The organism is Pseudoalteromonas sp. NEC-BIFX-2020_015, assembly GCF_012952265.1.
In the GTDB taxonomy this organism is placed as follows: domain Bacteria; phylum Pseudomonadota; class Gammaproteobacteria; order Enterobacterales; family Alteromonadaceae; genus Pseudoalteromonas; species Pseudoalteromonas neustonica.
The window spans coordinates 1-26,370 of record NZ_JABCJL010000010.1; the positions used below are offsets into that span (position 1 = coordinate 1).

Below are 26,370 nucleotides of genomic sequence, written 5' to 3' on the forward strand. Positions count from 1 at the left end.
AGGCTGTTTTAGAAGTGACAATGGCGCTAAGATGTTTTTTGGGCTGCGTAGTTACTTATCAAGTTGTAAAAAGCAAGGGATCAGTGCGTCTACCGCATTAGCATTATTATTCAATGGCATGTTGCCCTGCATTTTTACCCCTCCTGAGTAGTTACAAAAAAAAAACAAAAAGACAGTCATCTTAATTGAACAAAAAACAAAAAAAACAAAAAGACAGTCATCTTAATTGAACAAACACAGCTGCTCCTTTAAATTTACTTTTTTGGTTAATAAGTTATCTTGTACTACTGCGTTACTTTCATTTCACCCATTAAATGAGTTACTTGTCCTCTTAAGCCTAAATTACGCGCATGAAAATAACTGCATAGTTGCAGTTTTAACTTTTTACTGGGGACTTTTAACTTTATGCCAGCAACTTTTCGCAGTTACCTATATTTGCTCGCCGTTTTCTGTGTAGATTTTCACAGTAACTCTCTTGTGAGGCCGTCCTACCTACTGCGCCATGAAATACGCGCGTAAATTGCGTGGTCAGTTTTAACCAGTTTTCTGGGGAGATATTGACTCTTTCTAGTAAAGGTAAATGTGCACTTTCAATATACCCGCGTTTGCCTTCTCGAATACAACGCCCTGTTAATTCAACCAATTCAAGGTAGGATTTCAGTTCAAACGGTAGTCCTTTTGGCATGATTTGACGTGACATGCCGGCAAAACGCAATAGTTTTTTTGGTTGCTTGCCTTCTGTTGCGCTTTCTAATCGTTTTTGCACACTCGTATGTGATGACTCTTCTGGCGTGTGTGCTATTTTGGCCCTGATAGGATTTAAATCAACGTATGCCATACAGGCTGCCAATGCTGCTTCATCAAGAAGCGCTTGTGACTTGAAGCGTCCTTCCCAGAACCTGCCTGTGCAGCTATCTTCTTTATTCGCTTTACGCGCAATATCTTCATTTAATAGCCGCATAAACCAGCTAATACTTGCTAGCCGTTCACGGTATTGTTTTACTGTTTGATTAAAAAAGATAAGTTCAGTTTTACTTAGCTTCTCACCTTGTATGTATCTTTGCGTCAGTAACGTGCCTTTACACAGCTTATGCCAGCGAATAACAATCGCTTTATCATTTAGCCGATTCGCTTTTTTATCATCAACATACAACACTAGGTGCGTGTGGTTGCTCATGACAGCATAAGCACACACATCAATGCAAAATACCTTCGCTAATGCGAGTAGCTTATCTTCAACCCAGCCTCTGCGATGCTCAAAAGACTGGCCTGTAAAACGGTCTTCCCCGCACAAAAAAGCACGACGAACGCAACGTGAAATACAGTGATAATACTTTGTATCAACCAAACTTATTTGACGCTTTCTTGCAATTGCCATATATCACCCAGTTTATTTTTCACACTAATTAAAAGTTAGTAAAAAAATATGAGTAATACAAACTTTATAATGGGTGTCATCTTTGTTTATCTTTCATCTTTGTTTATCTTTGTTTATTAACCAGTTCTCTGGGGAGATATTTACTCTTTCTAATAAGAGTAAGTGTGTACTTTCAATATACCCACGCTTACCTTCTCGTATACAGCGCCCTGTTATACTTTAGGATGGGTGTCAACATTGTTTCATCAATTCTCTAGACCTAGACATATATAAGAATAATTTTTCGATATTTAAAAACAAAAAACTGACATAAGAGTCAGTTTTTTAAGATAAATATAAAGCTATTAATTTATTGTGGGTTCAGGATCGCTTTTTTTGCTTTACCAGCTTTAATCGCAATATCACAAGCTTTTGATAGCTTACGCATAGCTTCAACTTTACGTTGATTAGTCACTTCATTTCTTTTTGAACGCATAATCTACTCCGTCATTACCAAAACCACACCATGGCTCATATTCTAGTCGATCAACATACCGATTTGCAAGCAAATTGTAAAATGAGACAAGTCTTTTATCTGCGGCTGACGCAGTGTAAGCTGTAGCCTCATTATCTATAGAATGAGATAATATTAACCCTGAAATAACCCTACCTAGCAAGTTTAGTTGCTTTCTTGTAGCAGGTTCCTTTGGTCGCTCAAATGGAGTTTCATTTTCAATATTAGATTTAAGATCAAACTTAATCTCATAGCAATTTTCGTCGAGTTCCATCCCTATTAACGATTCAGTTTCTTCAAGTCTTTCTGCACTAAAATCACTTTCAGTCGAGGGAAGTATATATACTATGTACTCATCACCCATGATATTACATTCGAGCTGGCTTACAGTATAACCTAAATCAACTTCGATGAACTCAACCTGTGGCAAATTATTATGATCTAGAGCTCTAAAAGTATCTACAACATCACCTAGAACCGTGTCAGTACTAGTTTCATTATTGGGCATCACATTGTAGTTTAAAAACCTTGCTCCACTTACAAGTACATTGTCTTCGATAGCAGCTAATGGAAAACCTGTATTACTGACACCCAACACAATTAAAATATCATTTTGTTCCCATTTTAATTCAAAAAGATCTATGCTTGGAATATCTTTAAAACTAACAATACTATTTGGTTCAGCTATAGAGCCGTGTATATGTATAGCACTTCCACCTGACTTTTCGATTAAATCATCAATATTAAGTGTGTAGTGTTTAAACTCTACACCAATAGAATCACAGTATGTCTCAAGGTACTTACATTCAAAGTGAGCTTGATTTGGCATAAATGTCGCATATCTGTAGCCAATAGTCTCAATTAACTTCAATAATTCAGATTCATCAGCTATTTGAAACTGTTTATACTCAGGAGTTTCTTTGATGTTTTCATATAAGGGTAAACCCGAAGGAACAGAAAGTCCTGCACCTGATAAGATAACTACTTTCATAATTTGAATACACTATTGTTCATTCGAATTACCAATCCTCGGTTATTATGCTCATATCCATTAAAAAATACCACAACAGACAATTACGGTATTGGTAAACAATTATGCATCAAAGGCTTATAAATTTCCAATAAGCTAAATAAGACTATAAGCCTTCAAGTAGAAAAACTATTAACTTTACATCTATGCAGATGAACTCAACCAGCTACTTTTTGCATTTATTAGATGCTTATAAATTAAATCACGATACAAAATTATCGGGGTATTAAGAAGGTATAAATAGCCTCTCTAAAATTATAATAATTCAATTTAGATTGCTATAAATGTACTATAAAAAATAAGCTCCACAACATGAGGCAGGTATAACCCATTGATTTAATTGGTAGCCCCTGCAGGAATCGAACCTGCAACTGCCCCTTAGGAGGGGGCCGTTATATCCATTTAACTAAGAGGCCACATTCTAGCTTTGCGCTGCTGATAGCTGATAGCTGATAGCTGATAGCTGATAGCTGATAGCTGATAGCTGATAAGAAATTATAACGGTTTATCCTATTTACAATCAAGCAGTTAAATTGATTCTTTAATTAAGTTAGTTAACGCTTGCTCGTTGCAGGTTTATATCTGCGTTATTTAATACAAAATAAGGCAGTATTTTTTGGCTGCTGGCTACCACACGCTTGCTGTTTACGTCGATTATGCGAGTGTTAACTTCAACGCCGTTACCACGGTAGATTAATGTTCCTGACAGTACATGGCTGGCAAGGTGTCTGCGGGCTAGCTTTTCAATATCGCGTGAAAAAACAAAATCGCCACGTTTGTTTACTAAAACATGGTCAGTGGTTTTAAAGTCGACCACACCGTAACCAAATTTTTGTAATTGGTGAATAAAGCTCTCTGACAACTGGTTGCCTAATTGGCTGCTGTTGTTTAAATGTGCATCTAAATCTACAAACGACGCGACCCCGATTGAAATATCTTCATCAGTGAGCATGGTATCAACCAAATCAAGGGCTATTTGTTCTACATAGTTCACCAAGGTTTTATGGTGTTTAAGAGGTGTGAATTGCGTTGAGTCTTGGTACGCTTCGCCCTCTTTCTCCTCTGCTTGACTGATCCGTTGATCTAAGTGGTCGTTTTGTGTTTCATTTTGTGTAGGCTGCGCTTTGGCTGATCCGTCAAACAGGTTACAACCTGCAAGTAATAGTATTGCTACACTTGAGCTAATAAACGCTATACGCTTGATGAGTGTTGTCATTATAACCTCACTTATTCACTTGTTTTAGCATGACACCATCTGTGCGGTAGCTACTATCGAGTGCGTCCACGACTGATTGCGGAATAAATCCTTGGGCTGAGCCTACAACTGCTTTGCTTGTTAAACCAATAATACGCGCATTAATTAATACTCCACCTTGGTGATTTACCATGGTGCCAGCTAATACATAATTAAAGTTTTGATCTTGGCTTAGCTCTAAGTAATCACGGCTAAATACAAAGTCGCCATTGGGGGTAACACGCATGTAGTCAGTGGTTTTAAAGTCAATAACTGGCACGCCAAAGTTATGCAGTTCGTGCATAAAGCTTTCGGCAATCTGATTGCCTAGTAATGTGCCGTCGTTGTAATCGTCATCTAAAAATATAAAGCTGGATACTGCCAACGGTGTTTTGGTGTTCACGTATTGTAGGTTTTCAGCCATGTCTTGCATTATACCGCGCACGTAATGATTAATGTTCTTACGTGTTGGTACATTGATATGGCTGTTGTCGTTCATAACGGCTGTGTTTTGATACAAGGCATTGCTATCGCCGGGCGCTGCAACGCCGCGCTCTTGATTAGCTAATTGAGGGGGGCCTTTTTTTGCAGTGGTGTCGTTGTCATTCATTATGTGCGAACAACCAAAACCCAGCGGCAAGCATAAAGTTAATATTAAGCGTTTCATGATGGGCTCCTAATTAGTATTCGCTGCGATAGATAAACCCATCGCGCTGCTGAATTTTTTCATCTCCCCACATTACGTTAATAGGGATCTCGGTACTTGCTGCTGATACAACGGCGCTGTCATGTGTATTGACCATGCGGGCATTAACAATATAGGCATGTTGTTGCCGTGTTAGCGTGCCGGTGATCACAAAGTCAATATTCTGACGTTTGCGCAGTTTGGTTATATCGCGGCTCAACATACCGTCTGCTATGGGCGATAAGTTAAGGTTATTCTCAAGGCGATACTCAATGATGTTGTAGCCTAGTTGCGTAAATTGCGTTAATAGGCTTTCTTGTATCTGCTGGCTAAGGCCATCCCCCGGCCCTTGCGCAAGCTCTGAATCAAGCCCATCGGCAAAGTAAAAGCTAGTAACCGCAATACGTGCAGAGCTTTTAAAAGGCCCTTTGATATGGCTTAGCTGTGCGCTCAAATCACCAACATATTGATGAACAGTAAACGGCGCCATTGCTGACTTGGTTACTACTGTACTACGAGCTGGCGGCTTCTCTGGCGTTAAGCTGCAGGCCGTTAAGCTCAGCAATAAAAAACATAATAAAAGGCGCATAATTGCCATCCTCTATAAACATAACAAATACAAAGCAATTATTATGCCTATTTATATAAAGGCTAGACCGTTTATTATTTACTCTGATAATCAAAGGGTTTATTTGTATAGTTACTAACTAGGCAATCAACTTGATAGTGCTTAAAAGTTTGGCAATCCGCGAGTGCATTTTTATAGTATTTGTAGGCTCCAAACTTAAGCCTATAGACATTCGTATTTTTAACCAGCGCGGTTTCAACATTGGCAATTACACTGCCTTGAAACAAGTTTGGCGCTTTACTTTTTAACGACGCTAAAGTGGTCATTAAGTTAGATTTTTTATTAACCGATGCGATTTGCAGTGAAAATCGCCATTGGATTGGCTTTTGTACAAAAAGCTCTTTTTTTTCTAACATTAAGGCCGCTGGCCCTATTAAAGCATCCAAGACCTTATTTTTATATATATATTCAGCGCTATCTATTGGAATATATAAATAAGATAAATTACTCATTTCAGTAAAAGGTGCATAACTGCGACTAAATTTTGGAGTTACCTTCGTTGGTGCACTTATTTTTGGTTGAGTGTTATCAGTGTTTTTTTTTGGCTGGTAATGACAGCTTGATATTGATAAACCAACCCATAAAAGGCCGATAAAAGAAAAGCAACGAGTTGTATTGTGCATAAAAGTTCCTGTATGTTGAACATACAATTTCCATGACATTCAATTGCATGGTTTTTTGCTAAGCGTTTACTCCTTTTAACAGCTAAAAATTTTAATTACAGGCATTTCAATACCTTTTCACTAATTTACATTAGTAAAATGTTAATAACCATACATGAGGTGCAAAAACAGCAATTATCACTATCAGATAAAAAAGAACATAATAATAAAGTTGCTATGACGCATCCATTTATCAGCAAAAACAAGCTTAAAACGTAACAATAGAGGGAAGCTGGCATAGTCAGCCAGAAATAGGATTAAGTTAGTAACTCAATTTAGCGCTTAATAATGAATTTTAAACACAGCTGTTACACTACCCTGCTCGTTAACATGAGCAATATTCAATAGAAATAATGACTTGGCAACTTTTTATCACATTAGTTTAAGAATACAAAAGTGCTTTATACTCTCAAACCGACGATAGGCTTATTACTCATAATTTATACCAATCGATTTAAATATTTAACCATTCTAGCGAGTTAAATCAAGCGCTAACTGCGTTATAAATGGCCAGTAACTTAACACGATTGGTATTAGGTTATTTTTAGTTAAGGAAAGGATGCTTATAATGTAACTGATGATTTATAAAAAGTGCCAATGACACTTTTTATAAATAACTACTCGCTTGTCGTTTAAACCGAAAACGGGTATTTAATTGCGTCATGGCATTGGTAGCCATGCACTTCAAAGTCATCACGGGTAACCCATGTTTCTATGTCTTCAAGTGATTTAATATCAGGGTTAATAGTTAATGTGGGTGATTCAAACGGTTCACGTTTAAGCTGCACATCGCGCATCAACTCGAGTTGATTTTCATAAATGTGTGCATTAACAATTTTATGGTAGGCCTTACCTGCTTTGTGGCCAGTAATTTGTGCAACCAAAGCGAGTAATACAAAACATTGTATTTGATTAAAGTTTAGGCCAAGTGGTACATCGCAGCTACGCTGATACGAGGTTAAATACAAGGTATCACCCAGCAACGAGAATGTATGCGTGTGCATACATGGGCGAAGGCAGCCTAAATCAAACTCACCAGGGTTGAAAAAGGTAACGATCTCACCTCTATCATCAATGCCATTTTTAAGGTTATCAATCACTTTTTTAAGCTGATCTAGTGGCGTACCGTCAGGGCGTTTCCAATCACGGGCCTGTACGCCATAAACGCGGCCCATGTCGTCATCACCTTTGCGATTTGGATTGTTTAGCCATGCTTGGTTGTCATTGGCATTGGCATCCCATGTCATACACCCAATATCACGAAACTGAGCGGCACTGCTATATCCACGTAAATAACCTAAAAGCTCTGCTATTGCTGCTTTATAGTAGCTTTTACGCGTTGTGATCATTGGAAATTTATTATTCGCAACGTCGTATTCAAGTTCAGCATTAATCACAGTTAAACAGCGTGTACCTGTGCGCTTATTTTCAACCCACACACCTTCGTCAACAATACGCTGACATAACTCTAAATATTGTTTCATTATTCGCTTCTTTTATTAGGGTCTGTTGACCTTTCAAGGTTGAATTTTCAGCAGCCTGTTTGGTATTTAAGCAAGGTAGCGCCTATGTCGTGTGGTTATTCCCCATAAATAGGTAATAACGCAGCATCAATGCAAACAGGCGCTGCCCTTTGGGTCTGCCTCGGGCCGATTTACTCTTTGTTGCCTACATAGATGTAGGTAAGGGGCGTGGGCAGGACGCACAAGCTTTGCTCGGTTTTAACTTAGCTCACTCGATTCCAAACCTCGCGTCGCGATTAAACCGCCCCGAGCTTAAACAAATTTTAATCCACAAAGACCCTAAGCTTTGCTAGCAACAGTTGGCTGTGGCTTTTTATACGCCCATATTATCAAACCTAGGCCACCGATGACCATTGGCAATGACAATATTTGCCCCATTGAGATAAACCCGCCAAATAAACCTAAGTGCGCATCAGGCTCTCTAAAGTATTCAATACCAAAGCGGAATACGCCGTAACCTAATAAAAATAAGCCTCCTACACTGCCCGCAGGGCGCGACTTTTTAGTAAATAGGTAAAGGATAATAAACAGTACTAAGCCTTCAAAAAATGCTTCATAAAGCTGCGATGGATGACGAGCAAGCGGCCCGCCCGTTGGGAACACCATGGCCCATGGCACATCGGTTGTACGTCCCCAGAGTTCGCCATTAATAAAGTTACCTATGCGCCCAGCTAATAAGCCTACAGGCACTAAAGGCGCTACAAAGTCACCCACTTCTAGCAACTGCTTTTTACGGCTCCAAGCAAAAATACAAATCGCGGTGATCACACCTAATGTACCGCCATGAAAAGACATGCCACCCTGATCTATTCTAAATAAATACAGTGGGTTTTCTAAAAAGTAACTAAACTGGTAAAACAGTACATACCCGATCCGACCACCAAGAATAACCCCTAACATGCCATAAAAAAGTAGATCGCCGACCTCCTCTTTTGTCCAACCTGAGTTTGGTTTTGCAGCTTGGCGATTTGCCCACCACATTGCAAAAGCAAAACCTATTAAATACATTAAACCGTACCAACGTACGCTTAACGGGCCGACTGTGAAAATGATCGGATCGATTTGTGGAAACTCAAGAGCCATAAAAATTAAACCTTAACTAAAAACCATTTGAAGTGCGATGATGACTAATAATACTGCGAACGCTTTTTTAATCGTTGCAACGGGTAAATAATGTGTCGCTTTTGCACCAATTGGTGCCATAAACCACGACGTAATAACTATACCTAATAATGCGGGTAAATAAACAAAACCTGCAAAACCATGTTCTAAATCGGTTACTTGCCACCCAGCAGACACATACCCAACTGAGCCAAATAGGGCTATGACGATACCACACGCGGCGGCGCAGCCAATTGCTTTTTTAATATCAACTGAAAAATAATTAAGTAACGGAACAATAAGTGCTCCTCCGCCAATCCCTATTAATCCTGATAGTCCGCCCATTATGGCACTTAACGAGCCAATAACAGGACCGCTTGGCATGGGCTTTTCACTCTGTGTTTTACTACGAGTAGATAGCACCATACGTGCTGCTATAAATACCACGCTGGTTGCAAACACTACGCGCAATAGTTGCTCTGGGATATAGCTTGCGGCAAAACCACTGATCAATGCGCCAAGCCCTACACCTGACATAACCCAAGGTGCAATATTCCACGGAACATTATTATTTTTATGATGCGCTAATGCGGAAGATGTCGAAGTAAATAAAATAGAGGCTAAGGATGTCGCGATTGCGATTACTAACACATGATCAACCGATGCCACATTAAACTTAACAAGTAAAAGGCTTAAAACAGGCACAATGATTAACCCGCCACCAATTCCGAGCAACCCAGCTAAAAACCCTACAATGCTGCCTAATATTGCACAGCTGATAACCAGTATGGCTAAATCCTGCATAGTACACTCTTAAATATAAATTTGTTATATGCATATACTAATAGATTATATTGCATGTTCACAGCAAAAAATGACACGGGATATTAACGGTTTTTAGGGGTATAAAACAATTCAGCCAGATTATGCTCAATCATAAAGCTGCGTGTTAGCCTTAGTACCTGTTTAGCTGTTGACTGCGCTAAACATTCAGCAAGTAATATTTCCATATCACTTACCTTTAAACGCCTTAAAACCCACTTCACTTTACTCAATGAGGAGCTATTCATACTTAAACGACGATAACCCATTGCAATCAGTAGGATTGCCCCCTCAGGTTCACCACCTAATTCACCACACAAACTAAATGGGAGTTCGTATTGTTGGCATTCTGTCGCCACTTTTTGTAGCACTCTTAAAACGGCGGGGTGATAAGGATTAAATAGCTCTGCCACACGTGCATTAGAACGATCGACTGCGAGTAAATATTGCGTTAAATCATTACTGCCTACTGAACAAAAATCTACTTTTTTAGACCACTCGGGCAACATAAAAACACTGGAGGGAACTTCTAGCATTAGGCCTATTTCTGGGCGTTCAATAACGTGTTCTGGAAACTGCTCTTCCAGCTCAAAGTAAGCTTGCTCAAGCAATGCAAAAGACTCATCGACCTCTTCAATACCGCTTATCATTGGCAGCATGATCTTTAAATTACCTAAGCCTATATTGGCTTTGATCATCGCTTTGAGTTGATCTAAAAATAGCTCTGGGTGATCGAGCGTTACACGTATTCCCCGCCAGCCTAAAAATGGGTTTTCTTCTATGATATCAAAGTAATCGAGTACTTTGTCACCGCCTATATCAAGCGTACGCATGACCACTGGCTCAGGGTGATAACTGGCGAGCACTTCTCTATACCAGTTTTCTTGTTCCGTTTGTGATGGAAACTGGCCTTTTTGCATAAACCATGCCTCGGTTCGATATAACCCGACACCATCACATACTTTGGTATTTGCTTTTTCGGTATTAAGATCAAGCCCTGCATTAAGCAATAGACTGATGTGCTCGCCGTCTAAAGTGATCGCGTCACATTCTTGTTCCGCTACAAACTTATCATTTAATAAATTTTCTTGGTGCTTTAATTGGCGATATTCATCTTGCAGCATTTGCGAAGGAGAAATATATAAACGCCCAGCGTAAGCATCTAGAATCATCAACTTGCCGTCAAACTGCAACAGCGGTAAATCTTCAATCCCCCAAATTGCTGGGATCCCCATTGCGCGTGTTAAAATTGACGCATGGCTATTGGCTGCGCCATTAACACTGACAACCCCAGCTAAATGCCCTTTAGGAACTTCAGCAAGCATTGCTGGCGTAAGTGTGTTTGCGATCAACACCGTATTTTTAGGGTAATTTTTTACTGCATGCTCAGTATTAACTAAATGATGTAAAACCCGTAAACCAATATCTTTAACGTCAACTGCTCGCTCTTTTATATAAGGGTCTTGCATGGCATTAAATTGAGCTATTAGTCGTTCTATTACGATTTTTAACGCACTTTTAGCACACCAACCTTCTTGCAGTTGTGCTTCAACATTTTGCCCTAAGCTTTTTGCATCAAGTAACTGCTGGTAAACATCAAATACCGCCAGTGCTTCTTTAGGAATTGAATCACTTAAAGTCATTGATAGCGTATTAAACTCTTTTCGTGTTGCCGCAACCGCTTGGGTAAATAAACGACGTTGCTCTGTGCTGTTATCGTCTTTTTTTACTTCTATCGATTTAAAGTCTAGCTTTGGTAAAGTAACAAATGCATGCCCTATAGCAATCCCAGGTGCGCCTGAAACCCCTTTCAATACCGACGTTTGGTGAGAGAATTCATCTTGTCGCAGTACTTCTTTAATTTCAGCATGCGCTAATTGTGATGCTAGCTGAGCTGATAAAGTTATTAAAAACGATTCTTCATCTTGGCTAAATAACCGCGCACTTTTTTGCTGCACCACGATAACGCCCAACACTTTTTTTTGGTGTACAACAGGCACTGATAAAAATGCGTTATAACCTTCTTCGTTTACTTCTGGGGAGAGCTTAAAGCGAGGATGCGATTTAGCAAATGCAATATTAATAGGCTCTTCACGTTGCGCAACTAGGCCAACTAAACCTTCTGTGAAGCCAATTCTAAACTTACCAACAGCTTTGGGATTGAGCCCACGAGTAGCCATTAGTACAAAGTTATCTTGACTGTAATCAGCAAAATAAATGGAGCAGCACTGGGTATTCATGGCATCTTTCACCATTTCGACAAAACATGCTAATGCACTCTCTAAACTCGCTTGATGCGAGACAGATTCGGCAATAGCTCTGAGTGTAGCCAGCATAATACTGCTCCTTTATATTTTTACCTTTTATGACGCCACGTGTCTTTGGTTTGTTCACGCTTGTTAAATGGCATTGCAAATGGAGCAAACTCTTTCATTACTCGCCTATAAACATCCCGTTTAAAAGACACCACTTGCCTAACTGGGTACCAATAACTCACCCAGCGCCAATCATCAAACTCAGGGTGATGTGTTTTAAGTAAGTCTACATCTTCGTCTTTACAGCGAAGTTTCAGTAAGAACCATTTTTGTTTTTGCCCAATACACACCGGACTTGAGTCGCGGCGTATCAAACGCTTGGGTAATTTATAACGTAACCAATGTTTTGAACTTGCGACAATTTCTACATCTTCCGGACGCAAGCCGACTTCTTCGTGTAATTCACGGAACATGGTCTGCTCTGGCGTTTCACCACTGTCGACACCTCCTTGCGGAAATTGCCAAGAATGTTGACCATAACGTCGAGCCCAAAAGACTTGTCCTTGATTATTGCAAATTACAATTCCGACATTGGCACGAAAACCTTCGGCATCAATCACCTTAGTGCCTCATTTGTAAGTCGATTTTTAATGATTGTTCCACATTAGCTGCAATACGGCAAACACTATTATACCCAAGTCACTTCAAGACGTAGAATTGAGCATTCCATAGGGACTGAGTATCAAGGTGTTACTTTACAATAAGGGTATTCTCTTTTAAAAAATAACAACATAGAGAGTTAGTTTCAGTGAAACGTCTTACGGGTTGGTTTAAAAGCGATTTATACTGCGTTATTGATTTTAACAAGGGAGCAACCATTATTTGCAATCAATGCCTTGCCTAAATCACTTTTAATTCCAACTGAAACTGTATCTTGAGGTGGCCTTGGTGTAGGTACACGATGATTTACAATCAACCCGTTACCTCAAACCTCCTATTTTGAGAAAGCGAGGTATACACCTTTTACGCACCTTACCCACAGCTTGTGCATAACTTTAGTTTATACAGCTCATTTAGCAAACAAGTCCACAATGAATGATCTAAAATACAGCCTTTTCCACAGATTCTGTGGATAACATTGTTTATAGTTCTGTATTTATCCCCGCAACTATTCAGAACACAACGTGCCACCTATAGGCAATTAGTATAAAAGCTATAAAATTCAGTATATTAAACTTTAAAACTCGCAATAAAAAACGTTCAAAAACACGCCAAACCACACCAGTACAAAAAACACACAAAACCAAAGATATCCACGGTTAGTCACTTTTGCTATCATGACCGATGAGTTTATACAATAGAATAAAGCGGTTATGCGAGTAATAAAACCACATTCAATCAATGAATTAATGCAACGTGTTAATAATATTGCCGGTATGACGTTAGGCCAGTTAGCACAACAATATCAATTTAAAACCCCCGAAGACTTATTACGCGAAAAAGGCTGGGCTGGGCAGTTAATTGAGTATGTATTAGGGGCTACTGCGGGCTCAAAACCAGTGCCTGATTTTGAGGATCTTGGAATAGAACTCAAAACATTACCTATTTCATTTAAAGGTAAGCCACTTGAAACCACTTTTGTTTCGGTTACCCCTCTTTTAAATGTCACAGGCATGACGTGGCAACAAAGCAATGTACGTAAAAAACTGGCTCATGTGCTATGGCTACCCATTTTAGGTGAGCGAGAAATAACTCCATTTGATAGAACCATCGGCAGTGGCTTTTTATGGCAACCAAGTGCTATTCAAGACGCGCAACTACAACGCGATTGGGAAGAGCAAATGGAGCTCATCGCATTAGGACGCGTTGATGAAATATCGGGGCACTTAGGTGATGCTATGCAAATTCGTCCTAAGGCGGCGAATAGTCGCATTGTTACAGATGCCATCGGGCCAAATGGGCAAATTATAAAAACCCTACCTCGTGGTTTTTACTTGAAAACCAGTTTTACCGGTGAGATTTTAAAACAGCAGTTTCAGCTTTAAAATACCTTTAAATAATGCGCGAGGTAAACTTGCGCCTTCTACGCATGTTTAATCAATTTAAGCTATTTAAAACTCGGTTAATAATCACGGCTAAAGCCGGTTTATATGGGCGTCAGAATAATTCATATCGGTGGGACTTTATGCTGCGAAAATTAAGGTTTAACAAAAAAATCCTCACCGAAGCGAGGATTTTCTAAGAGTAAAAATCAGATTCTAATAAAAGAATTACTGACCTTTAACCTCTTTAAGACCGTTGTACGGTGCTTTAGCGCCTAACTGCTCTTCAATACGAAGAAGTTGGTTGTACTTAGCAACACGATCAGAACGGCTTAATGAACCCGTTTTAATTTGGCCTGCAGCAGTACCAACAGCTAGATCTGCAATTGTAGAATCTTCTGTTTCACCAGAGCGGTGTGATATAACAACTGTAAAACCAGCATCTTTAGCCATTTTGATTGCCGCTAACGTTTCAGTTAGTGAACCAATTTGGTTAAATTTGATTAAGATTGAGTTAGCAATACCGTTATCAATACCACGCTTTAAGATTTTCGTGTTTGTAACAAATAAATCGTCGCCCACTAATTGGATTTTATCACCCATTAGTTTAGTTTGATGCGCAAAGCCGTCCCAATCAGATTCATCAAGACCATCTTCAATGGATACGATTGGATATTGTTCTGTAAGGTCTTTTAAGAAGAAGTTAAATTCTTCAGACGTGAACTGCTTACCTTCACCTTTAAGGTCGTAAATGTTTGCTTCTTTGTCATAAAACTCAGATGCAGCACAATCTAGCGCAAGTGTTACGTCTTTACCTAACTCATAACCTGCATTTGCAACTGCAACTTTAATTGCCGCAAGTGCAGCTTCGTTTGAAGCAAGGTTAGGTGCAAAACCACCTTCATCACCCACAGCTGTAGAGTGACCATCAGCTTTAAGTACTTTTGCAAGGCTATGGAATATTTCAGCGCCCATACGTAGTGCTTCGCGGAAGTTAGTAGCGCCAACAGGTTGAACCATGAACTCTTGAATATCTACCGAGTTATCAGCGTGCTCACCACCGTTGATGATATTCATCATTGGTAATGGCATAGAGTACACACCAGGCGTGCCGTTTAGATCAGCAATGTGCTCATAAAGCTCTACTTTTTTAGATTGTGCAGCCGCTTTTGCAGTTGCTAATGACACAGCTAAGATTGCATTGGCACCTAATTTTTCTTTATTTTCAGTGCCATCTAAATCTAGCATTACTTGGTCAACAGTGCTTTGCTCTAATGCGTTTTGCCCTGCTAATGCGCCTGCGATTTCATTATTAATAAAACCAACAGCCTTTAATACGCCTTTACCTAAATAACGTGCTTTATCACCATCACGTAATTCCAATGCTTCGCGTGTACCTGTTGATGCACCTGATGGTGCAGCTGCGCGACCCCATGAACCGTCAGCTAGATGTACATCCGCTTCTACAGTTGGGTTACCACGCGAATCCATAATTTCGCGACCGATCACTTTTACGATATTTGACATCTTGATTCCTCTTTTCCCAAAATGGTGAGCATATTCCGACTTTATTAATTTTCCTTAACGCAGTCGGTTTTAAAACAAAAAAGCCGTGCAACTAGCACGGCTTAATAATTATTACGACGACGCTTTTTGATAGGCGTGTGCTGCGGCCACAAACCCTTCAAATAGCGGATGACCATCGCGAGGTGTTGAGGTAAATTCCGGATGGAATTGAGCTGCAATAAACCACGGGTGATCTTTATTTTCGATGATCTCTACTAATTTCTTATCTTCTGATAAGCCAGTAAAGCTCAAACCTGCTTGCTCAAGTTTTTCAACAAAGTTGTTGTTAACTTCATAACGGTGACGATGACGTTCTACAATTTCATCACTGCCATATACTTCATGTACTTTAGAGCCAGGTGTTAAATGACATTTTTGTGCGCCTAAACGCATAGTGCCACCTAAATCAGATTTTTCGCTACGTGTTTCAACGTTACCTTCTGCATCTAACCACTCAGTGATTAAACCTACAACAGGGCTTGCTGAATTAGCATTAAACTCTGTTGAGTTTGCGTCTTCAAGGCCTGCTACATTACGTGCATACTCGATAAGCGCAACTTGCATACCTAAACAGATACCAAGGTAAGGTACTTTATTTTCACGGGCATATTTTGCCGCTAAAATTTTACCTTCAACACCACGACTACCAAAGCCACCAGGGACTAAGATTGCATCAAGGTTAGCAAGTAACTCTGTTCCTTTGCTTTCAACATCTTGTGAATCAACGTATTGAATATTTACAGTTAAGCGGTTTTTAAGGCCAGCATGTTTAAGTGCTTCGTTAACTGATTTGTATGCATCAGGGAGTTCAATATATTTACCAACCATGCCAATAGTCACTTCACCTGTTGGGTTAGACTCTTGGTATAACACTTGTTCCCATTCAACTAAATCAGCTTCAGGGCAATCAAGGTGGAAGCGACGACATACAAAGTTATCAAGCTCTTGCGACTTTAATAGCGCAGGAATTTTATAAATGCTGTCTACATCTGGTAATGAAATAACCGCTTTTTCTTCAACGTTAGTGAAAAGAGCAATCTTTGCACGTTCATTGTTTGGTAATTTACGATCTGAACGACAGATAAGAATATCTGGTTGAATACCAATTGAGCGTAACTCTTTAACTGAGTGCTGTGTTGGTTTTGTTTTCACTTCTCCCGCAGGGCCTAAGAATGGCACTAACGTTAAGTGAATAAACAATGCGCGCTCACGGCCAATCTCTGTGCCAAGCTGACGAATTGCTTCTAAAAATGGTTGTGATTCAATATCACCTACGGTTCCACCAATTTCAACGATAGCCACATCATGGCCTACAGCACCGTCATATACACGTTGCTTAATGTCGTTAGTTATATGTGGAATAACCTGAATTGTTGCACCAAGGTACTCGCCACGACGTTCACGACGTAGTACATCTTCATATACACGGCCTTGTGTGAAGTTGTTACGGCTTGTCATTTTGGTACGGATAAAACGCTCATAGTGACCTAAATCAAGGTCAGTTTCAGCACCGTCTTCGGTGACAAATACTTCACCATGTTGAATTGGGCTCATTGTGCCTGGGTCAACGTTGATGTAAGGATCCAGCTTTAAAATGGTTACATTTAAACCACGGGCTTCTAAAATAGCTGCCAACGATGCTGCTGCAATACCTTTACCCAACGAAGAAACAACTCCGCCAGTAACGAAGATAAATTTTGTACTCATGCGAACCCTAGAATATCAGGAATTAAAAGGAATATAATACCCAAACAAGTGATTTTGGAATATGATCAAGACGGGGCGAAATTATAGCAAAGGCACTGCCATCAATCCAGTGAAAGTTAGTATTTCCCTGCACAAAAAACGCACTCGGAGTTTCGTATTATTTACTTCTGCTTTTTTATTGCATCCCACGCGGCGTCCATTTCAACAAGGCTTGCTGTATCAAGCGACTGCCCACGTTGGTGCAAATAAGTTTGCACTTTTTCAAATCGCGCTGAAAATTTATCATTCGCGCTGCGTAACAACTGCTCGGGATCACGCTTGATATGCCGCGCAACATTGACGGTGGCAAAAAGTAAGTCGCCAACTTCTTCAGCACTGTGCGCAGAAAGTGGATCAACCGCTAATGCTTCTTTTACTTCATCCACTTCTTCGATTACCTTATCTAACGCACCATGATAATTTGGCCAATCGAAGCCTAACCCTGAAACACGCTCTTGAATCTTTTTGGCTTTGCTTAAACTCGGTAAATTTGCCGGAATATCTTGCCAAATTGATGCGCTTTGTGGGGTTGTTTTTATGGCGCGATCTTGGGCTTTAATTGCTTGCCACTGCTCACTGAGTTGTTCATCGGTTAATGCTTGTTGCTCAGTAAATACATGGGGGTGACGACGAACCAACTTGTCATTTAATCCAGCCATTACATCACTAAAATCAAACAGACCTTGCTCTTGTGCTAATTGCGCATAAAAAACCACTTGGAAAAGTAAATCGCCGAGTTCACTTTTAAGCTCACCTAAATCACCTTTTTCGATGCAATCAGCCACTTCATAAGCCTCTTCTAAGGTATGTGGCACAATTGATTTAAAGTCTTGCTTTATATCCCACGGACAGCCTGTTTTAGGATCACGTAATTTGGCCATAATAGCTAATAGCTCAGTTAAAGCGTTTGTTGAGGTACTAGTTGTTTGGCTCATTTAATTTCCTAGTTGTGATATTAGTGACTGCGCTTGGTTTCATGCACACCTTCGATTTGATCTAACTTTGATAAAAGCCTGTTAGTACTGGACAGATCATGCACTTCCACTTGCATGGTAAAGAGCGCTAGTTGACGCGCATCGACCATTTCCATGTTCATACTCAACACGTTAACTTTTTCATTCGCTAACACAGAGCTAATATCACGAATAAGCCCTGCTCTATCGCTGGCTTCTATCTTAATTGCTAATGCGTAAGAGCCATGAATTTCATCTGACCAACTTACAGCTATGACGCGCTCTGGATGCTGTGTTTTTAAATTGGTGAACGAATCACAGTCATCACGATGAACACCAATGCCACGCCCTTGTGTTATATAACCAATAATTTGATCACCAGGAACTGGGCGGCAACATTTGGCCATATGACTCATTAAGCTGCCGACACCGTCAACCACGATCCCATTTTTGTCACCGCTAACTTTGCTAGGCGTTTTAAACCGAATAACGGGTTCATCATCGGTTCTGTCGGTTATAAAATTAAGTAATTGATTTAAACGCACATCGCCTGCGCCAATCGCGACCATTAAGTCATCTAACTCTTTAAAATTAAAGCGCTTAATTGCCGGTTCAAGATGTTTGTAGTTTAAATCAAGCTTTTGCAATTCATTATCGAGAATTTCTTTACCTGCACTGAGGTTTTTATCGCGATCGAGCTGCTTAAACCAATGGTGTATTTTTGCTCTTGCACGCGATGATTTAATATAACCTAACGATGGGTTTAACCAGTCTCGGCTGGGATTAGGTTGTTTTTGAGTTAATATTTCAACCTGATCACCGGTGTGTAATTGATGAGTGAATGGCACTATTTTGCCAAATACTTTTGCACCAATACAACGATGCCCCACATTTGAATGAATGTAATATGCAAAATCTAAAGGGGTCGCGCCCAGTGGTAAATCAAAAATATCGCCACGGGGTGTAAATATATACACGCGATCTTCGACCACTTGATTTTTTAGCTCATCCGCTAGGTCACTGCCATCAACGACTTCTTCTTGCCATTGCAATAATTTACGTAACCAGCTAATTTTTTGCTCATAGCCAGAGCCACGCCCAGGCAATGCACCTTCTTTATACATCCAGTGAGCGGCAACTCCTAGCTCAGCATCTTGATGCATGGCATGGGTACGAATTTGAATTTCAACCGTTTTACCTTCAGGGCCAAACACCACGGTATGAATTGACTGGTAACCATTTTGTTTTGGTGTTGCTACATAGTCATCAAATTCTTTATTAAGATGACGCCAATTAGTGTGCACAATACCAAGTGCACCGTAACAATCTTGTAATTCATCAACAACAATTCGCATTGCGCGAATATCAAACAGCTGGTCAAACTCGTAGTTCTTTTGCGCCATTTTTTTGTAGATGCTGTAAATATGTTTTGGCCGACCATATACTTCAGCCTTGATACCCACTTGCTCTAGCTTTGTTTTTACCTGCTCGACCATATCAGCCATATACGCTTCACGGCCAAGGCGCTTATCGTCTAATTGCTTGGCAATGCTCTTGTATAAATCTGGGTGTAGGTAGCGAAATGAAAGATCTTCAAGCTCCCACTTAAGTTGACCTATTCCTAACCTGTTCGCTAGCGGCGCAAAAATATCAGCCGTGGCTTTTGCGGCAATAACACGCTCTTCTTCAGTGGCGTTTTTAACTTCGCGCAAATAGCACACTTGCTCAGCAAGCTTAATTACAACGGCACGTACGTCTTCAACCATCGCCAATAACATACGCCGTATTTTATCAACTTGTACTGTCCCAGTTCCTTGATGCGCCAAAGTGCTAATGGTCGCCATTTGCGAAACCCCCGTTAGCAGTGAAGCTACATGACTGCCCATTACTTCACTAATGGTGTCTATTTCAATGAGGTTAGCTAAAAAACACGGTGTAATATAGGCCGTTACTAGCGTGTCTGAATCGAGGTTCATCTCCACTAAAATTTCAACCATTTCCATGGCCATATTTTGCTGGTGATGATTTTGAAGCTCTGCACAAAGGGTATTTGCTTTATTTAACTGGTCGCGTTTTTCTTGCGTTAAATTAAGTAAATCAAGTCGTGTATTAAAATCACCCTGTGTATCGTGTTGGTGTGATTGCCGAGTAGCTACCATAATGCGCTCTACCTCCTTTGAAATAACGCCATTGTTTCAATATGCCCTGTGTGCGGGAACATATTCATTAGCCCTATTTTTTCGAGTGAAAATGCCGCTTGCGTAATAATCGCGCTGTCACGGGCTAAAGTAACAGGATCGCAAGACACATATAAAATTGTTTTAAACTGCTTAAGTGGCAGTTGCTCTAAAATAGCCATAGCACCGGTACGAGAAGGGTCAAGCACCAATATATCTAAGTCTTTACTAAACCACGGCGCTTGTTGCATTGCCTGAGTTAAATCAAAACAATGAAATTGAGCATTTGTAATTTGGTTAGTTTGCGCATTTTGCGCCGCTATTGCAACCGCCGATGAAACACCTTCTACACCAATCACACTTTTTGCGTAGTTTGCAATCGCCAATGAGAAATTTCCAATGCCGCAAAACAAATCTAAAACCTGCTCTGTGCCTTTTAAATCAAGCCATTTTACGGCTTGCAATAGCATAGCCTGATTTACTTGCGCGTTAACCTGAATAAAGTTATCAAGGCCAAACTCAAATTTTAAGTCTAATTCAGGTAAATGATAAAATGGCATAGGTAAATGGCTATGCTCAATATGTTGGCTTTCACCTTGAAAAATAACACGCCACTTATGCACCAAACCAAGTTCTACAATTGTATTTTTTAACGCCTCACTAATGTTTTTTGTATGGCGAAGTACAACAAAATTATGTTTGTCAGCTTGGCATAATTGAATATGGCTCACACTTCTAAGCTCGCCATTTTGATTTAGTACTTTATCAAAAACACTAAAAATATCGCGGTACACATCGCTTAACACTTCACATTGTTTAACCGACACGATTTGCTTTGAGCCTTGAGCACGGTAACCAACGCGCATTTTCTTCGCTGTTTTGTCGTACATAACAGCTAAGCGTGCACTGCGACGGTAATGCGTTGGCGCGCTAAGTAAAGGCACTTGCCAATTCATGCCATCTAACTTGGCAAACTTTGTAAACAACTGGCTCACAGCAACTTGCTTTTCAACTAATTGTTGATCAAGGCGTAAGTGTTGCAACTGACACCCGCCACACTGTTGGTAATGCTCACAAAAAGGTTTTTCTCGTGATTCACTGGCGCTAATGACTTTGATCGTATTTGCCGCGCTGTAGCGGGCTTTATCTTCTGTTAGTTTAACTTTAACGGTTTCGCCCGGCAGTGCTCCATTTACAAAACACACTTTGTTATGGTGCTTTGCGACCCCTCGCCCCTGATGATCCATGCCTGTGATAGCCAATGTTAATGACTCTTGCGTGAGGGTTTTCTTTTTTGCTTGGAAAAACTGCGCCATCGGGCAACACCTTAAATATTGATTCTACGTGAGTGATTGATTACTAGCTTATAAGTATATACTCTTTAACTAACTAATAATGATAACAACGTTCACTTATGACTAAACTTGGTTTGCGCGACTCAGTTTTAACGCTAACACTTATTCCCACAGTGCTTATTGGGTTGTTACTTGGCGGCTATTTTACAATAAATCGTTACATTGAGCTTGATGAAATTTTATATCAGCAAGGCAGCACTATTTCTGAGCCTCTTTCAATTGCAATTGAACAACCCCTATTGGCAAAAAACAAACAACTGCTAAACCGTTTGATCAGTCATGCTCATAATAAACACTCCCCTTCAATTAAGACCATTGCCATTTTTGATGAACGCAATGAACTCGTGCTAACGAGTAACTATCATCGTGACTTTGATGATCTTATGCATGACGAAAATTTAAAAAATACTAAAACAACAAAAGTTTTAGACAATAATCACCTTATTACCTTTTTTACTCCCATCATTAATCATTCAACACCCGATTCACAATGGGACAGCGCAGCATTTCAAGCATCGCTTGGCACGGTTGTGGTACAACTAAATAAAAGTCAGGCCATTATTGGCCAACAACGCGCGTTATTAGTTACCGGTATTATTATTATTCTGGCTTTAGTACTTGCTGCGATATTGGCGATTCGTTTAAGTCATATGTTTATGACGCCTTTAAACAGGCTTGTTTTAGCAACAGATAAACTAATAGAAGGTAAAAGAGACACTGGTTTAGTGCAGCCTATGGTTGGCGAATTTGAATTATTACGCCAAGGCCTAAATACAATTTCAGATACCATGGTGGGTCAAAAAGATGAGATGCAAAAACACATTGACCAAGCCACCAGCGATTTACGTGAATCATTAGAGCTTTATGAAACACAAAATATTCAACTCAGTATTGCCAAAACAGATGCGCAAGACGCTAACCGTGTTAAATCTGACTTTTTAGCAAAAATGAGTCATGAATTACGAACGCCTCTTAACGGTGTAATTGGTTTTACTCGGCAGTTACATAAAACACCGCTTAATAAACATCAAAAAGATTACCTCGATACCATTGAGTTATCAGCCAATAGTTTAATGACTATCATTAGTGATATTTTAGATTTTTCTAAATTAGAAGCTGGTGCAATGGAACTTGAATCAATTCAATTCCAGCTACGCGATAACGTTAACGAAGTGCTCACTTTACTAGCCCCAAGTGCTGATGAAAAACAGCTCGAACTATCGATTTATATTAATTCACAAGTACCTGATAACATTACCGGTGACCCAACTCGCTTTAAGCAAGTGTTAATCAATTTGATCAGCAACGCCATTAAGTTTACTGAAAAAGGCGCAATCAAAATTGATATAGGCCATCGACTCCTTGATGAAGAGCGCGCCTCTGTTTTAGTCTCAGTTACTGATACGGGCGTTGGTATTCCGATGGATAAACAAGATGCATTGTTTACCCCTTTTGGCCAAGCGGATTCAAGCATTACACGTAAGTTTGGGGGTACTGGTTTAGGTTTGATTATTACTAAGCATATCGTTGAAGCGATGGGCGGTCGAATAACCCTCAATTCAGCGCCGGGCCAAGGTACGTGCTTTACCTTTAATGGTGTATTTAGAATCCCTAATCATAGTTACAATAGTGATTTACCGAGTAAATCACTTGCTAACAAACGCATTTTATATCTTGAGCCGCATGAGCATACTCACCATGCTGTATTGTCATTATTAAATGAATGGCAAACTCAAGTGACGGGCTGCTTTACAGAAGAAAGCTTTTTAGCAGAGATAAACAAAGAGTTTAATTACGACATCTGTATTATCGGCCATGTTGCTGCAGTCGATGAAATGCAGCGTTTAAAAGGCTATATTAAAGCCGCTAGAGACTCTACCGATTACTTATATTTAATGCTCAATACCGTCTCTCATAATATGCGAGAAGCCTATATAGGCTGCGGTGCAGATGCATGCCTTAGTAAACCACTCAACCATCGCAAATTATGTGAAGTACTTGCAGCACCGTATCGCCTTGATCACCCTGTTCATAACATTGAAGAAAACACCGAAAAGCTACTGCCGCTTAAAGTCCTTGTGGTTGATGACAACGATGCTAATTTAAAACTCATTTGCACATTACTTGAAGAGCAAATAGAGCACATAGATACCGCTCATAACGGATCTCAAGCTTATAGCATTTGTAAGAGCAATAAATACGATATTATTTTTATGGACATTCAAATGCCCATAATGGATGGTATTACTGCCTGCAAATTAATTTTAGAATCCTCATTAAATGAAGACACGCCTATTATTGCTGTCACCGCCCATGCGCTTGCTGGTGAAAAAGAACAACTCATTAAAGACGGTTTTAAAGGCTATTTAACCAAGCCAATTGATGAAGATATGCTAAAACAAATTATTAGTGATCATAGTCCACAATCGCCTCTTAAACGTGACAAAAATCGGAATATCCAAGCATACATTGAGCCTCCTTTTGTTAGCACATCGCTAGATTGGCCATTGGCATTGCAACGTGCCGGAAGTAAAAATGAGCTCGCTCTTGAAATGCTCAACATGTTACTACTGAGTGTGCCAGAAACATTGCGCCTACTTGATGAGGCCACCACTAGCCAAGATTGTGAGCATGTTTTAAGTATTATTCATAAATTTCATGGTGCGTGTTGTTATACGGGAGTGCCAAAGTTAAAGGCTCTTTCAGAAACTATTGAAACTTCGCTTAAAAATGACTGTGAACTAGAGCAAATAGAACCTGAACTGTTTGAATTACAAGATGAGCTTGAAAACCTTATGAAAGATGCCGGTTTAAGAGGTGACTAACTGTAATAACTTTAAACTCGAGTGAATGCCACTGCTATTCACTCGAATTTAAAACGGCTACTTTCAAGGATTAAATTATTAACGTTTATAGACTTGCTCACCGTCTAGCAATGTCATCATCACCTTCACCGATGTAATTTCGTCTGGTTTAATGTTGAATAGGTTTTTATCAAGTACGACGAGATCAGCGTGTTTACCCACTTCAATACTGCCTACTAAATCATCTTGTCGCATCGCATACGCACTATTAATGGTGTACGCTGCAATGGCTTGCTCTAAAGTAATTGCCTGTGGTGCACGGGTAACTGCATGCATTAACCCTACTAAAGGATCAAACGTACTGACATTCCAATCACTACTAAGTGTTAGCCTTGCTCCTGCCGTTACCAGGCTTTTTATTGGTACTAAATCTTGCGCTCGCTCGGTGCCAATAAACTCAGCGACTTCAGGCCAATGCGCCGGGTTAGTAAACTCTCCCGCAACTTGCGCATCAGCAATTACATTAAGCTGTGCAAAGCGTTTATAGTCATCAGGATCTATGACTTCTAAATGGGTAATACGGTGACGAGATTTATCCATAGACGCATTACCTATCGCATTGAGCGCTTCGCTGATCCCTCTATCACCAATGGCATGGATATTAAAATCAAACCCTTGGTTTTCCAGTGCTGTCAGATACTTTTCAATACGCGCTTGAGAAAAGTAATTAAGCCCTTTATTACCATATAAATCGAGCCAATTAATGGCATAAGGTTCATGCATTGCGGCGGTCGTATTAACTAAAATACCATCCATATAAAACTTTACTTGGTTTACTTTTAACAAGCTATTTTGGTCTGACTGGTACAAGCTTTTTAGCTTAGCAATTTGTTTTTCGTCATTCATTTGCGGATATGCCCACAACCCTAAATTAACTCGTAAACTTAATTTATCTTCGTCAGCAACCCGTTGCCACGTTTCTATGTGCCCGCGCTGCCAATACGTACGCGCATCGCTGATTGACGTTATGCCTGCCTTGTTCAGTTCGGGCATAGTGTATTCAATTAACCCTAAGTAATCTTGTTGCTGTGCATCTGGTAAAGACTGCATAGCAAGCTCCATCACCTGATTACCTGCGTTATCATATAAAATACCGTCAAGGTAGCCTTCTTCATCGCGACCAATCACCCCACCTATTGGATCTTTACTTTGGCTCGTAATTCCTGCCAGTTCAAGTGCTTTACTATTGACCCACATAGAGTGCGATGTTTGTTCCTTGATGATCACAGGTCTATCTTTAACGGCTTCATTTATTACAGAAAGTGGCGAGTCACGCATAGCGAGTAAAGTCGCTATTTCATGCCCATAACCTATTAGCCATGTCGCATCTGGATTTTGTACCGAGGCATTATAAATAGCATCAATGTACTCATTGGCTGTAGCATAACTCGGGATACTAAATTGCGTCGCTGTAGAAGCAGATTCTAGTGGGTGCATATGCACATCGTGAAACCCTGGCAGCACCATTTTACCTTCTAAATTGAGCACGCTTGTAGTTGCCCCAATAAAATCTTGAACGTCATCGTTAGAGCCAACAAATACTATTTTGTTATCCTGCAAAGCGACTGCCTGTGCCCACGGTTGTTGACCGTTAACCGTATACACATCCGCATTATAAAGAACTTTAGTCGCCACATGCGCGTTAGAATTATTGTTATCGGTTTGTTTTTCAGATGCTTGTGGTGGCGTATCACCGCAGCCAGACAGCATACAGCTGAGAGCAAAAACACTCGTTGCTAAATTCATTTTAATAGTACCCATTGTTGTCTCCAAATATTTAGCGCTACACTAACAAAGTAATGGTAACTTAAAGGTAACTGTATAGAAGCAGTTGACTTTTTATGATTAAAATACGT

At 40.0% G+C, this 26,370-nt stretch carries 20 protein-coding genes, 1 tRNA gene and 1 pseudogene; 3 read left to right on the forward strand and 19 right to left on the reverse strand.

All coding sequences use genetic code 11. The features are described 5' to 3' along the window. A pseudogene (locus HH219_RS21950) lies at positions 1-151 on the forward strand (IS66 family transposase); the annotation flags it as partial. Between the two features lie 252 nt (positions 152-403). On the opposite strand, the gene HH219_RS09265 reads toward HH219_RS21950, so the two are convergent. From HH219_RS09265 to rppH, 13 genes are all read right to left on the reverse strand, one after another. Next, positions 404-1,378 (reverse strand): transposase, encoded by a 975-nt coding sequence (locus tag HH219_RS09265; RefSeq protein WP_169327271.1) that lies wholly within the window; start codon positions 1,376-1,378, stop codon positions 404-406. Positions 1,379-1,727: 349 nt separating this feature from the next. Next, positions 1,728-1,853 carry a hypothetical protein gene (locus tag HH219_RS22280; protein WP_282960297.1) on the reverse strand — a complete coding sequence of 42 codons (126 nt, stop codon included), beginning with the start codon at positions 1,851-1,853 and terminating at the stop codon, positions 1,728-1,730. Continuing rightward, a complete protein-coding gene (locus HH219_RS09270; protein WP_169327273.1) occupies positions 1,834-2,862 on the reverse strand; it encodes a hypothetical protein in 1,029 nt (342 codons plus the stop codon). The genes HH219_RS22280 and HH219_RS09270 overlap by 20 nt, the downstream gene beginning before the upstream one ends. 380 nt (positions 2,863-3,242) lie before the next feature. Continuing rightward, positions 3,243-3,317: transfer RNA gene (locus HH219_RS09275), tRNA-Arg, on the reverse strand. Between the two features lie 134 nt (positions 3,318-3,451). Then, the gene (locus HH219_RS09280; protein ID WP_169327275.1) at positions 3,452-4,117 is read right to left on the reverse strand and encodes a FlgO family outer membrane protein; all 666 of its coding nucleotides are present in this window, start codon (positions 4,115-4,117) and stop codon (positions 3,452-3,454) included. A gap of 7 nt (positions 4,118-4,124) precedes the next feature. Continuing rightward, a complete protein-coding gene (locus HH219_RS09285; RefSeq protein ID WP_054453835.1) occupies positions 4,125-4,802 on the reverse strand; it encodes a FlgO family outer membrane protein in 678 nt (225 codons plus the stop codon). A 13-nt stretch (positions 4,803-4,815) separates the two neighbouring features. After that, the gene (locus HH219_RS09290; protein WP_169327277.1) at positions 4,816-5,409 is read right to left on the reverse strand and encodes a FlgO family outer membrane protein; all 594 of its coding nucleotides are present in this window, start codon (positions 5,407-5,409) and stop codon (positions 4,816-4,818) included. Between the two features lie 74 nt (positions 5,410-5,483). Further along, complete coding sequence (locus HH219_RS09295) at positions 5,484-6,071, reverse strand: SPOR domain-containing protein (protein ID WP_169327279.1); 588 nt, start codon at positions 6,069-6,071, stop codon at positions 5,484-5,486. A gap of 671 nt (positions 6,072-6,742) precedes the next feature. Beyond that, positions 6,743-7,594, reverse strand: a complete 852-nt coding sequence (locus HH219_RS09300; protein WP_054203389.1) for a thymidylate synthase — start codon at positions 7,592-7,594, stop codon at positions 6,743-6,745. A 318-nt stretch (positions 7,595-7,912) separates the two neighbouring features. Continuing rightward, entirely contained in the window at positions 7,913-8,716 is an 804-nt protein-coding gene (gene lgt, locus HH219_RS09305; RefSeq protein ID WP_054203390.1) for a prolipoprotein diacylglyceryl transferase, read from the reverse strand. A 12-nt stretch (positions 8,717-8,728) separates the two neighbouring features. After that, the gene (locus tag HH219_RS09310; protein ID WP_054203391.1) at positions 8,729-9,538 is read right to left on the reverse strand and encodes a sulfite exporter TauE/SafE family protein; all 810 of its coding nucleotides are present in this window, start codon (positions 9,536-9,538) and stop codon (positions 8,729-8,731) included. Positions 9,539-9,621: 83 nt separating this feature from the next. Beyond that, on the reverse strand, positions 9,622-11,892 hold the full coding sequence (gene ptsP / locus HH219_RS09315; protein ID WP_054203392.1) for a phosphoenolpyruvate--protein phosphotransferase: 2,271 nt from the start codon (positions 11,890-11,892) through the stop codon (positions 9,622-9,624). A gap of 20 nt (positions 11,893-11,912) precedes the next feature. Beyond that, the gene (rppH, locus tag HH219_RS09320; RefSeq protein ID WP_054203393.1) at positions 11,913-12,431 is read right to left on the reverse strand and encodes an RNA pyrophosphohydrolase; all 519 of its coding nucleotides are present in this window, start codon (positions 12,429-12,431) and stop codon (positions 11,913-11,915) included. Between the two features lie 753 nt (positions 12,432-13,184). Between rppH and mutH the strand changes: the two genes are divergently transcribed. Further along, positions 13,185-13,856, forward strand: a complete 672-nt coding sequence (gene mutH, locus HH219_RS09325; RefSeq protein ID WP_054203394.1) for a DNA mismatch repair endonuclease MutH — start codon at positions 13,185-13,187, stop codon at positions 13,854-13,856. A 225-nt stretch (positions 13,857-14,081) separates the two neighbouring features. Here the strand turns inward: mutH and eno are convergent, their stop codons facing one another. From eno to rlmD, 5 genes are all read right to left on the reverse strand, one after another. Then, positions 14,082-15,380, reverse strand: a complete 1,299-nt coding sequence (gene eno / locus HH219_RS09330; protein ID WP_054203395.1) for a phosphopyruvate hydratase — start codon at positions 15,378-15,380, stop codon at positions 14,082-14,084. Positions 15,381-15,491: 111 nt separating this feature from the next. Next, a complete protein-coding gene (locus tag HH219_RS09335) occupies positions 15,492-17,126 on the reverse strand; it encodes a CTP synthase (protein WP_054203396.1) in 1,635 nt (544 codons plus the stop codon). A 161-nt stretch (positions 17,127-17,287) separates the two neighbouring features. After that, positions 17,288-18,100 (reverse strand): nucleoside triphosphate pyrophosphohydrolase, encoded by an 813-nt coding sequence (gene mazG, locus HH219_RS09340; protein ID WP_169327281.1) that lies wholly within the window; start codon positions 18,098-18,100, stop codon positions 17,288-17,290. Positions 18,101-18,120: 20 nt separating this feature from the next. After that, entirely contained in the window at positions 18,121-20,277 is a 2,157-nt protein-coding gene (gene relA / locus HH219_RS09345; RefSeq protein ID WP_054203398.1) for a GTP diphosphokinase, read from the reverse strand. An 8-nt stretch (positions 20,278-20,285) separates the two neighbouring features. After that, on the reverse strand, positions 20,286-21,611 hold the full coding sequence (rlmD, locus tag HH219_RS09350; RefSeq protein WP_169327286.1) for a 23S rRNA (uracil(1939)-C(5))-methyltransferase RlmD: 1,326 nt from the start codon (positions 21,609-21,611) through the stop codon (positions 20,286-20,288). A 98-nt stretch (positions 21,612-21,709) separates the two neighbouring features. Between rlmD and barA the strand changes: the two genes are divergently transcribed. Next, a complete protein-coding gene (gene barA / locus HH219_RS09355) occupies positions 21,710-24,475 on the forward strand; it encodes a two-component sensor histidine kinase BarA (RefSeq protein ID WP_054453818.1) in 2,766 nt (921 codons plus the stop codon). Between the two features lie 78 nt (positions 24,476-24,553). On the opposite strand, the gene HH219_RS09360 is transcribed toward barA, so the two are convergent. Next, positions 24,554-26,275 carry an amidohydrolase gene (locus HH219_RS09360; RefSeq protein ID WP_249118484.1) on the reverse strand — a complete coding sequence of 574 codons (1,722 nt, stop codon included), beginning with the start codon at positions 26,273-26,275 and terminating at the stop codon, positions 24,554-24,556. Between the last annotated feature and the right edge of the window lie 95 nt (positions 26,276-26,370).

Bases quoted from the DNA above. Each gene is read 5' to 3' on its own strand.
- HH219_RS09265 (WP_169327271.1), bottom strand. From the start codon at position 1,378: ATGGCAATTGCAAGAAAGCGTCAAATAAGTTTGGTTGATACAAAGTAT.
- HH219_RS22280 (WP_282960297.1), bottom strand. From the start codon at position 1,853: ATGCGTTCAAAAAGAAATGAAGTGACTAATCAACGTAAAGTTGAAGCT.
- HH219_RS09270 (WP_169327273.1), bottom strand. From the start codon at position 2,862: ATGAAAGTAGTTATCTTATCAGGTGCAGGACTTTCTGTTCCTTCGGGT.
- HH219_RS09280 (WP_169327275.1), bottom strand. From the start codon at position 4,117: ATGACAACACTCATCAAGCGTATAGCGTTTATTAGCTCAAGTGTAGCA.
- HH219_RS09285 (WP_054453835.1), bottom strand. From the start codon at position 4,802: ATGAAACGCTTAATATTAACTTTATGCTTGCCGCTGGGTTTTGGTTGT.
- HH219_RS09290 (WP_169327277.1), bottom strand. From the start codon at position 5,409: ATGCGCCTTTTATTATGTTTTTTATTGCTGAGCTTAACGGCCTGCAGC.
- HH219_RS09295 (WP_169327279.1), bottom strand. From the start codon at position 6,071: ATGCACAATACAACTCGTTGCTTTTCTTTTATCGGCCTTTTATGGGTT.
- HH219_RS09300 (WP_054203389.1), bottom strand. From the start codon at position 7,594: ATGAAACAATATTTAGAGTTATGTCAGCGTATTGTTGACGAAGGTGTG.
- lgt (WP_054203390.1), bottom strand. From the start codon at position 8,716: ATGGCTCTTGAGTTTCCACAAATCGATCCGATCATTTTCACAGTCGGC.
- HH219_RS09310 (WP_054203391.1), bottom strand. From the start codon at position 9,538: ATGCAGGATTTAGCCATACTGGTTATCAGCTGTGCAATATTAGGCAGC.
- ptsP (WP_054203392.1), bottom strand. From the start codon at position 11,892: ATGCTGGCTACACTCAGAGCTATTGCCGAATCTGTCTCGCATCAAGCG.
- mutH (WP_054203394.1), top strand. From the start codon at position 13,185: ATGCGAGTAATAAAACCACATTCAATCAATGAATTAATGCAACGTGTT.
- eno (WP_054203395.1), bottom strand. From the start codon at position 15,380: ATGTCAAATATCGTAAAAGTGATCGGTCGCGAAATTATGGATTCGCGT.
- HH219_RS09335 (WP_054203396.1), bottom strand. From the start codon at position 17,126: ATGAGTACAAAATTTATCTTCGTTACTGGCGGAGTTGTTTCTTCGTTG.
- mazG (WP_169327281.1), bottom strand. From the start codon at position 18,100: ATGAGCCAAACAACTAGTACCTCAACAAACGCTTTAACTGAGCTATTA.
- relA (WP_054203398.1), bottom strand. From the start codon at position 20,277: ATGGTAGCTACTCGGCAATCACACCAACACGATACACAGGGTGATTTT.
- rlmD (WP_169327286.1), bottom strand. From the start codon at position 21,611: ATGGCGCAGTTTTTCCAAGCAAAAAAGAAAACCCTCACGCAAGAGTCA.
- barA (WP_054453818.1), top strand. From the start codon at position 21,710: ATGACTAAACTTGGTTTGCGCGACTCAGTTTTAACGCTAACACTTATT.
- HH219_RS09360 (WP_249118484.1), bottom strand. From the start codon at position 26,275: ATGGGTACTATTAAAATGAATTTAGCAACGAGTGTTTTTGCTCTCAGC.